The organism is Streptomyces sp. NPDC047706 (assembly GCF_043204795.1).
Taxonomy (GTDB): domain Bacteria; phylum Actinomycetota; class Actinomycetes; order Streptomycetales; family Streptomycetaceae; genus Streptomyces.
The window spans coordinates 263,903-273,015 of record NZ_JBIDCW010000005.1 but is presented as its reverse complement, the minus strand read 5'-3'; the positions used below and the strand labels follow the sequence as shown (position 1 = coordinate 273,015).

The following is a 9,113-nucleotide window of genomic DNA, read 5'->3' as shown; positions in this document are numbered from 1 at the left end:
CCTTCCGCGTGCGGGTGCGCTTGGGCTTGGCTTCCGCGCCTTCGGCGGTGTCCACGGCGGTTTCGGGGGCGGCGGCCGCCGTCTTGCGGGTGCGCTTGGGCTTGGCCTCGGTGTCCTCGGTGGTGGCGGCCGTTTCGGGGGCGGCGGTCGCCTTCCGCGTGCGGGTGCGCTTGGGCTTGGCTTCCGCGCCTTCGGCGGTGTCCACGGCGGTTTCGGGGGCGGCGGCCGCCGTCTTGCGGGTGCGCTCGGGCTTGGCCTCGGCGTCCTCGACGGTGGCGGCCGGCTCGGTGGCGGCCGGGGCCTTGCGAGTGCGGCGCGTCTTCGGCTTGGTCTCCGCCTCCGGCGTCACGACGGCCTCGCCGCCCTGGGCGGGCACGGTGACCTCGGGGACATCGGTGTTCCGGGCCGGCTCCGCGGCCTTGCGGGTGCGCTTCGGCTGGGCCTCGGGGGCGTCCACGACGGTTTCGGCCGCTGCGGCTGCCGTCCTGCGCGAGCGGGTGCGCTTGGGCTTGGCCTCCGCGCCCTCGGCCGTATCGACCACCGCCGCGGCCTGGACGGGCGCCACCGTGTCCACGGGCTGCCCAGCCTCGACGGCCTGGGCGGGCCCCGCCTCCGCCGACTTGCGCGTACGGCGGCGGCGCGGGTTCGCCGGCGTCTCGGGGGCGTCCACGGTCGGGGTGCCCTCGGCCGTCGCCACGGCGGTCTGCGCGGCCTCGGTCACGGGGGACTCGACCGCCGCCTGGGCCGTCGTCTGCGGGGCTCCGCCACGGGTGCGGCGCCGGCGGCGCAGGGTGCGCGGCGCGCCGGCCTCCTCCGGGGTCGCCTCGGCGGTCGTGGACTGCGGCGTCTCCGTCGCGTCCAGCGGCGTACCACCGCGCGTCCGGCGGCGGCGCCTCGGCGTACGGGCGGGACGCTCCCGGTCGGCCGGCCGGGACTCGTCCCGGCCGCCACGGCCACCGCGACCGCGCCCGCCACGGCCGCCCGGCTCGCCCAGGTCCTCCAGCTCCTCCGCGTCGAGCCCGGCGCGCGTGCGCTCGGCACGCGGCAGGATGCCCTTGGTGCCCGCGGGGATGTTCAGTTCCTCGAAGAGGTGCGGCGACGTGGAGTACGTCTCCGGCGGGTCGTTGAACTTCAGCTCCAGCGCCTTGTTGATCAGCTGCCAGCGCGGGATGTCGTCCCAGTCGACGAGCGTGATCGCAATGCCCTTCGCGCCCGCACGGCCGGTACGGCCGATGCGGTGCAGGTACGTCTTCTCGTCCTCCGGCGACTGGTAGTTGATGACGTGCGTCACACCCTCGACGTCGATGCCGCGGGCGGCGACGTCGGTGCAGACGAGAACGTCCACCTTGCCGTTGCGGAAGGCGCGCAGGGCCTGCTCGCGGGCACCCTGGCCGAGGTCGCCGTGGACCGCGCCGGAGGCGAAGCCGCGCTGCTTGAGCTGGTCGGCCAGGTCGGCCGCGGTGCGCTTGGTACGGCAGAAGACCATCGCCAGACCACGGCCCTCGGCCTGCAGTATGCGCGCGACCATCTCCGGCTTGTCCATGTTGTGCGCGCGGTACACGTGCTGCGAGATGTTCGCGACGGTCACGCCCTCGTCGTCCGGCGCGGTGGCGCGGATGTGCGTGGGCTGCGACATGTACCGCCGGGCCAGGCCGATGACCGCGCCCGGCATGGTCGCCGAGAACAGCATCGTCTGGCGGCGCGCCGGGAGCATGTTGATGATCTTCTCGACGTCGGGCAGGAAGCCCAGGTCGAGCATCTCGTCGGCCTCGTCGAGCACCAGGCACTTGACGTGGCTGAGGTCGAGCTTCTTCTGGCCCGCCAGGTCGAGCAGGCGGCCCGGGGTGCCGACGACCACGTCGACGCCCTTCTTCAGCGCCTCGACCTGCGGCTCGTAGGCGCGGCCGCCGTAGATGGCGGTGACGCGCACGTTGCGCACCTTGCCGGCGGTCAGCAGATCGTTGGTCACCTGGGTGCACAGCTCGCGCGTGGGGACCACGACGAGGGCCTGCGGGGCGTCGGTGAGCGCTTCGGGCTTGGCGCGCCCGGCCTCGACGTCGACGGGGACGGTGACGCGCTCAAGGAGCGGAAGGCCGAAACCCAGCGTCTTGCCGGTGCCGGTCTTGGCCTGGCCGATGACATCCGTGCCGGAGAGGGCGACGGGGAGGGTCATCTCCTGGATGGGGAACGGGGTGACGATGCCGACGGCCTCCAGGGCCTCGGCGGTCTCGGGGAGGATCCCGAGCTCTCGGAACGTCGTAGTCAGGGTGCTGCCTCTTCTGTGTGCGCGGTACGAGGCGAGCGCGGGGGTCGTGTCGGACCGTGCCGGGGACGTCGGCCGCCGTAGGGGCGCGCCGTGGCACACGGGACCTCTGCCAACGCTCCAGCGTTCGTACCGCTGAGGGTGTCCCTCCGATCGTCGTACGCACAGTGCCGTACGGTCAGGGAGGGCTGTCGGGTCGGAGCCGATCGGGCCTCCGACCGGGCATCCTCATACGTGCGGCCTGTCGAGATACGGCGAAGACGTCGTCGTACCAGCAGGCGCATTACCACCATACCCCGGAATCGCGCACATGCGATGGCCGATTCGGTCACGTAGTCATCGTCACACTCGCGCCCATGGTCATTCGCGTCGTCGTGGTCACACTGATTGACCAGGGACTTCCACCCCTGGGCGAGCGGGCTATTGTGCGCTGCATGACGACCTCTGACAAGCCTGAGCACGCCGCCGAGACCACCGACGCCGCCGCACACACCGGGGTCGCCGCCCAGGACTGGGCGACCGCCTCCGCCGATCCGCAGTACCGGGCCGCGGTCGTGGACCTGCTGGGCGCGCTCGCGTACGGGGAACTCGCGGCGTTCGAACGGCTTGCTGAGGACGCCAAGCTGGCACCGACGCTGGAGGACAAGGCGGAGCTGGCGAAGATGGCGTCGGCGGAGTTCCACCACTTCGAGCGGCTGCGCGGCCGGCTCACCGAGATCGGCGAGGAGCCGACCGCGGCGATGGCACCGTTCGTCGCCGCGCTCGACGGCTTCCACAAGCAGACGGCGCCGTCGGACTGGCTGGAGGGGCTCGTCAAGGCCTACGTCGGCGACTCCATCGCCAGCGACTTCTACCGTGAGGTGGCCGCACGCCTGGACGCCGACACCCGCTCGCTGGTGCTGGCCGTGCTCGACGACACCGGCCACGCCGGCTTCGCCGTCGAGCGGGTGCGCGCCGCGATCGACGCCGACCCGCGCGTGGGCGGTCGGCTCGCGCTGTGGGCGCGACGGCTGATGGGTGAGGCCCTGTCGCAGTCCCAGCGGGTGGTGGCCGAGCGCGACGCCCTGTCCACGATGCTGGTGGGCGGCGTCGCCGACGGATTCGACCTCGCCGAGGTGGGCAGGATGTTCTCCCGGATCACGGAGGCGCACACCAAGCGGATGGCGGCGCTGGGACTGGCCGCGTAGATGCCGGTGGCCGGTGGGGTGGGGGCTTCGCGGGGTCGGGGGCCCGTGGCGTCCTGATCCGATCTGCGGGCGCCGGGGTGGCCGGTGGTGTCCTGATCCGATCTGAAGGCGCCCGTGGCCGGTGATGTCCCGATCCGATCTGCGGGCGCCGTGGCCAGTGGTGTCCGGTGGTGTGGGGCTCGTAGGGTGGGTGGCCCGTGGGGGCCGGTGGCGGTGTCCGGCGGTGTGGGGCTCCGTAGGCAGGGCTCCGTGGCCGGTGGCCCGTGGTGTCCCGGCGCCGTAGGTTCGGTGGCCCTGGGGGTCGGGCCGGGACGGCGCCCGTAGGTTCGGTGGCCCGTGGCCCGTGGTGCCCCGGCGCCGTAGGTTCGGTGGCTCTTGGAGGTCGGGCCGGGACGGCGGCGGGTTCGGTTGCGCGGGTGCCGGGCGAGTGGTGGCCGGGTCGTCGGCATCGCGTGGCTGACGGCGAGGTGGGTGCCCTGACCTCGACGGCGGTCAGGGCCTGCCCGGCCGGTCGATCCGCCGGGCGGGCCCCTTCGGGCGGGGGCGCCCGCGGCGGCGGCTCAGGCCGCCGCCGATCGGCGGCGCAGTCTTCCCGCCGGGCGCAGTAGCAGGGAGAGGGACGCGACGGAGACGATCGCCGCGCCGAGGAGCACCAGCAGTACGCCGCCGGCCTCCAGCGCGCTGTGCGTGAGGAAGGCGCCGAAGAGAGCACCGGCGACTCCGGTCGACAGGACCAGATGGCGGGCCGGGAGGCGGTGCGGCAGGCGGGCGGCGTAGATCCATGACAGGGCGAGACCGAGGATCGCGGAGCTGAGTGCTTCCAGGAGCATGTTCAGGTTCCTCCCACATGGCCGGCCTGCCCGAAACGGTCGTAGCCCGTCTTACCCCTGACCTGCGGAATGCAATCCTCCCCTGTGCGGGAGGTGTGGTCCGTGCGGGAGGTGTGGTCCGTCCGTGAATCCGTGCCGGAGGCGTCGCAAAAGGTCAACAGGGGAGAAGGCGAAACGGGAGGGCTCGGTGGCCTGCCCAAGCCACCGAGCCCCTCCCGTCTGCTTCTGTCGCAGCCTCCGGCTACAGCGCGCCGAAGCCCACCTTGCGCGGCGCCGGCTCACCGAGCTCGACGTACGCGAGACGGTCGGCCGGGACCAGGACCTTGCGGCCGTGCTCGTCCACGAGGCTGAGCAGCTGCGACTTGCCGGCCAGCGCCTCGGCCACCACGCGCTCGACCTCCTCGGCACTCTGACCGCTCTCCAGAACGATCTCGCGCGGCGCGTGCTGAACGCCGATCTTGACCTCCACGGCTATGTCCCTCCGAACGGTCAGTGAAGTGCGCGGGCGACCGCGCCGTACCCAGCACACATTAGCCCGGTGAGGGGACGCGCACGCTCCAGGCGAGAACGCCAGGAGCGAACACCCCACGGGAACAAACGCGCAGGCGTCAGTGGTGCGACTGCTCGCTGCCGTGCAGCGGGAAGCCCGCGATGCCCCGCCAGGCCAGCGAGGCCAGCAACTGCACCGCCTGGTCTCGCGGCACGCTTCGGTCGCTGTGCAGCCAGGAGCGGGCCACCACCTGGGCGAGGCCGCCGAGCCCGGAGGCCAGCAGCATCGACTCCGCGCGCGAGAGGCCGGTGTCCTCGGCGATCACGTCACAGATGGCCTCGGCGCACTCGTTCGTGACCTTGTCGACGCGCTCGCGCACGGCGGGCTCGTTGGTCAGGTCGGACTCGAAGACCAGCCGGAACGCGCCGCCGTCGTCCTCGACGTACGCGAAGTACGCGTCCATCGTGGCCCGCACGCGCTGCTTGTTGTCGGTGGTCGACGCGAGCGCGTGGCGTACGGACTGGATCAGCGACTCGCAGTGCTGGTCCAGCAGCGCCAGATACAGGTCGAGCTTGCCCGGGAAGTGCTGGTAGAGCACCGGCTTGCTGACGCCGGCCCGCTCGGCGATGTCGTCCATCGCGGCCGCGTGGTAACCCTGCGCCACGAAGACTTCCTGGGCGGCGCCCAGCAGCTGGTTCCGACGGGCACGGCGCGGCAGGCGCGTACCCCGCGGGCGCGCCGCCTCAGTTTGCTCGATGGCTGTCACGCCGCCTCCCAATGTCGTCCACATGCGGTGTGCGCCGCGCGGCCATCGTACTTTTCGGTAACCGTGCTGTGCGCGCTGCGAGCGCAGAATTTCACGGACCGGACGGCTGCGAAAGTCACACAGAGCGTTTTGAACGAGTGCAGAGCGGGCAAAAAAGGTCCTCTCTCCCGCTCGAACGCGCCGATGCCGTCGTGAGTCACCGATAGTCGTCCTCGTCGAGGCTGACCACCCGGGCCTGCTCCGCGAGGTCGGCTTCGCTGCCCCGGTCGGGCTCCACACCGGTCAGCGGGTCGTCACGGCTCGGTGCGATGTCCGTGTGCTGTTCGGCGGCGTCTACCTCCGGGGCCTCGACATCGAACTCCTGAACTTCCTCGATCTCCTCGTCCTCGAAGGTCTCGGGATCGCTGGGATCAATGGCCATGGCGGGCTCCCTTCCTACGAACGTCCCTGAGAGAAGCAGGGGCCACACGCGGGTGCCCTCAATACGAGCGTAGGAGACACCCGATCCGGACGCTATGCGATCCGCGTCCGGATCGTCACGCGCTGCGCATCCCGCGGCCGTGCCGAAGCCGGGGATCCGCGCGTGTGTGGATCTTCCGTGTGGGGGACCGTCGCATCCGATGGCTGTGACGGTGATCTCCCGTGTCTGTGTCGGCGAACACATGAACCACCGCGTGATCACCTCGTAACATTGCCGCATGTCTTCGACCGAGTCGCCGTTCGTGCCGACCACCAACGTGCTCCCGAAGGTGGCGCCCGTCCGGGTCGCGGAAGGCGAGCGGCTGAAGTCGGTCCGGCTGCCCGGCATCACACTCACGGTGCGTTCGAGGCCACCCGCGCGCGAGGGGCTGCCTCCCGCCCTCTACGTCCATGGCCTCGGCGGTTCCTCGCAGAACTGGTCGGCGCTGATGGAGCTGCTCGACGCGGACGTCGACTGCGAGGCCGTCGACCTGCCGGGCTTCGGTGACTCGCCGCCCCCGGACGACGGCGACTTCTCGGTCACCGGGCACGCGCGCGCGGTCATCCGCTACCTGGACTCCTCCGGACGCGGACCCGTGCACCTGCTCGGCAACTCCCTAGGCGGCGCGGTGACCACCCGCGTCGCCGCCGTCCGGCCCGACCTGGTCCGGACGCTGACGCTCGTGTCTCCGGCGCTGCCGGAGATCCGCATCCAGCGCACCGCCGTGCCCACGGCGCTGCTGGCGCTGCCCGGGGTGGTCCGGCTTTTCACCCGGTTCACCACCGGCTGGACCGCCGAGCAGCGGGTCCGTGGCGTCCTCACGCTCTGCTACGGCGACCCCGAGCGGGTGTCGCCCGACGGCTTCCGCAATGCCGTGGAGGAGATGGAGCGGCGGCTGCAACTGCCGTACTTCTGGGACGCGATGGCGCGCTCCGCCCGCGGGATCGTCAACGCGTACACGCTCGGTGGCCAGCATGGACTGTGGCGACAGGCCGAGCGGGTCCTGGCACCCACACTGCTCGTCTACGGTGGACGCGATCAACTCGTAGGCTTCCGCATGGCGCGGAAGGCCGCCCGAACGTTCCGTGACGCACGGCTCCTGACACTTCCGAACGCCGGGCATGTGGCCATGATGGAGTACCCGGAGACCGTGGCGAAGGCGTTCTGTGAACTCATGGCGGAGGCGGAGGCGGAGTCCAAGGTGAGAGCGACCGACGACGTGGCCTCCGGTGGTGCGGGTCCCGGTGGTGCGGGTTCGGCTGGGGCCACCTCCGGTGCGTCCGGTGGTGGTGCGTCCGGTGGTGGTGGTCCCGGAGGCGCTCCGTCCCGTGGTGCCGCTCCGGCCGGGCGTGGCTCCGGCGACGGGGGTACCGAGGGCGGGACCGAGTCCGCGAGCGCGGGGAGCTGAGGGGCGAGGTGGGACGCCATAGTCGCCGTGGCCCGGCACCCAAGGGTGAGGCCACGGGCAAGGGACTACGCCGCCGCGCGGCCGGGTCCGCCGAGGGGCAGCGGGATACGGGGGCGCAGAGGGTTGCCGAGGAGACGCCGCCGCGGGGGGTGCCTCGTTTCACGGACGGCGGTTTCGGGCCGGGGGTGCCTCGTTCCGCCGAGGGCACGCCGGCCCATGGCATGCCGCGGTCGCCGGAGGGCACGCCGGCCCATGGATTTCCGCGTATTCCTGACGGCACGCCCGCGTACGGCACGCCCGCGCGTGGGGTGCCGCCTCTTTCCGACGGGACGCCCGCCCATGGGTTCCCGCCGATGCCGGACGGTACCCCCGCGCACGGCACTCCCCAGGTGCGTGGCGGCCATCCCGAACAGCGTGAAGATGGGGGCGGCTGGGGTGAGTTGAGGGGGCGCACGGTCGATGGCAGCGGCGCTCCGGTGTTTCCCCGCCAACGGCAGGCACCCTCCGGACCGCGTCAGGACTACGTCGACGCCTTCGAGGAGCAGGACGACGTCTTCGTACGCCGAGCCCCGGCGCCCACCACCGCCACCACCGGGCACCTGTCGGACCTGTACGGCTCCGTCACCGACCGGGACACGGAACCCTACGCGGACGCCGAGGCACCTCCCACCGGCGAACCCGCGCCCGTCAAGGGCGGCAAGGGCCGGGCCTTCGCCGGTATCGCGGCCGCCGCCGTGACGACCGTGCTGGCCGTGGTCGTCGCAGGCCAGGTCGCCGGCCAGGACGACGACGGTGCCCTGGAGTCGCAGTCCGCCGCCGACAGGGCCAGGGACCTCCAGGATCCCGCGTCGCGGGGGGACGGGCGGCCGACCCCGTCCGGTTCGCCCAGCGTGACACCGCTGACGTACGAGCAGAAGATGGGCCGTACGTACCCGCTGAGCGCGAAGCTCGACGGCTCGGGCGAGTTCGAGGCGATCGCGGGCATCGACAAGGCGCCGGGCGCGGGGCAGAAGTACACCTACCGTGTCGACGTGGAGAAGGGGCTCGGCCTCGACGGCGAGCTCTTCGCGCAGGCCGTGCAGAGGACGCTGAACGACGACCGGAGCTGGGCGCACAACGGCGGCCGTACGTTCGAACGCATCCACTCCGGGAAACCCGACTTCGTGATCACACTCGCCAGCCCGGCCACCACCGCGGACTGGTGCGCCAAGTCGGGCCTGGACACGACGGTCGACAATGTGTCCTGCGACTCCGCCGCCACCGAGCGCGTGATGATCAACGCCTATCGCTGGGCGCAGGGTTCGGAGACGTACGGTGACAAGATCCACGCCTACCGGCAGATGCTGATCAATCACGAGATCGGCCACCGCCTCGGCTACGACCACGTCACCTGCGACAAGTCCGGCGAACTGGCGCCCGTCATGCAGCAGCAGACGAAGTTCCTGGAGCACGACGGGATCCGGTGCAAGGCCAACCCCTGGCCGTACCCGGAGAGTTGATCCCACTTCCTGCGCCATGACGATCCGTACGCACCTGGTCTCCTAGCGCGACGAAACGCGATCCGCACGGGAAAGTTACGACCGTTCACCCCTTTTGGTGGGGGGGGGGGGGGCCCCCCCGCCCCCCCCCCCCGGGGCCCCCTCAGGTGTTTTGCCCCGCGGGGCCCCCCGGCCCCCCCGGGGGCACCGCAAGAACTGGAGGGGGGGGGA

Annotated in this window: 8 protein-coding genes; 3 read left to right on the top strand and 5 right to left on the bottom strand. The window is 71.9% G+C overall.

Going from position 1 to position 9,113, the window contains the following annotated elements; genetic code table 11:
• Positions 1 to 2,173: DEAD/DEAH box helicase (locus ACGF8A_RS08510; protein WP_393105595.1), on the bottom strand; the 2,173-nt coding region annotated here is incomplete at its 3' end.
• 515 nt (positions 2,174 to 2,688) lie between these two features.
• Between ACGF8A_RS08510 and ACGF8A_RS08505 the strand changes: the two genes are divergently transcribed.
• A complete protein-coding gene (locus ACGF8A_RS08505) occupies positions 2,689 to 3,450 on the top strand; it encodes a ferritin-like fold-containing protein (protein ID WP_393105726.1) in 762 nt (253 codons plus the stop codon).
• Between the two features lie 560 nt (positions 3,451 to 4,010).
• Here the strand turns inward: ACGF8A_RS08505 and ACGF8A_RS08500 are convergent.
• The 4 genes from ACGF8A_RS08500 to ACGF8A_RS08485 form a co-directional block, all read right to left on the bottom strand.
• A complete protein-coding gene (locus tag ACGF8A_RS08500; RefSeq protein ID WP_393105594.1) occupies positions 4,011 to 4,280 on the bottom strand; it encodes a hypothetical protein in 270 nt (89 codons plus the stop codon).
• Between the two features lie 241 nt (positions 4,281 to 4,521).
• The gene (locus ACGF8A_RS08495) at positions 4,522 to 4,749 is read right to left on the bottom strand and encodes a DUF3107 domain-containing protein (protein WP_073940165.1); all 228 of its coding nucleotides are present in this window, start codon (positions 4,747 to 4,749) and stop codon (positions 4,522 to 4,524) included.
• A 139-nt stretch (positions 4,750 to 4,888) separates the two neighbouring features.
• Positions 4,889 to 5,536 (bottom strand): TetR/AcrR family transcriptional regulator, encoded by a 648-nt coding sequence (locus tag ACGF8A_RS08490; RefSeq protein WP_393105592.1) that lies wholly within the window; start codon positions 5,534 to 5,536, stop codon positions 4,889 to 4,891.
• Between the two features lie 196 nt (positions 5,537 to 5,732).
• Entirely contained in the window at positions 5,733 to 5,957 is a 225-nt protein-coding gene (locus ACGF8A_RS08485; protein WP_393105590.1) for a hypothetical protein, read from the bottom strand.
• Between the two features lie 277 nt (positions 5,958 to 6,234).
• Between ACGF8A_RS08485 and ACGF8A_RS08480 the strand changes: the two genes are divergently transcribed.
• Entirely contained in the window at positions 6,235 to 7,404 is a 1,170-nt protein-coding gene (locus ACGF8A_RS08480; protein ID WP_393105588.1) for an alpha/beta fold hydrolase, read from the top strand.
• A gap of 8 nt (positions 7,405 to 7,412) precedes the next feature.
• Positions 7,413 to 8,903 (top strand): DUF3152 domain-containing protein, encoded by a 1,491-nt coding sequence (locus ACGF8A_RS08475; protein ID WP_393105586.1) that lies wholly within the window; start codon positions 7,413 to 7,415, stop codon positions 8,901 to 8,903.
• Positions 8,904 to 9,113 lie beyond the last annotated feature (210 nt).

Bases quoted from the DNA above. Each gene is read 5' to 3' on its own strand.
- ACGF8A_RS08500 (WP_393105594.1), bottom strand. From the start codon at position 4,280: ATGCTCCTGGAAGCACTCAGCTCCGCGATCCTCGGTCTCGCCCTGTCA.
- ACGF8A_RS08485 (WP_393105590.1), bottom strand. From the start codon at position 5,957: ATGGCCATTGATCCCAGCGATCCCGAGACCTTCGAGGACGAGGAGATC.
- ACGF8A_RS08480 (WP_393105588.1), top strand. From the start codon at position 6,235: ATGTCTTCGACCGAGTCGCCGTTCGTGCCGACCACCAACGTGCTCCCG.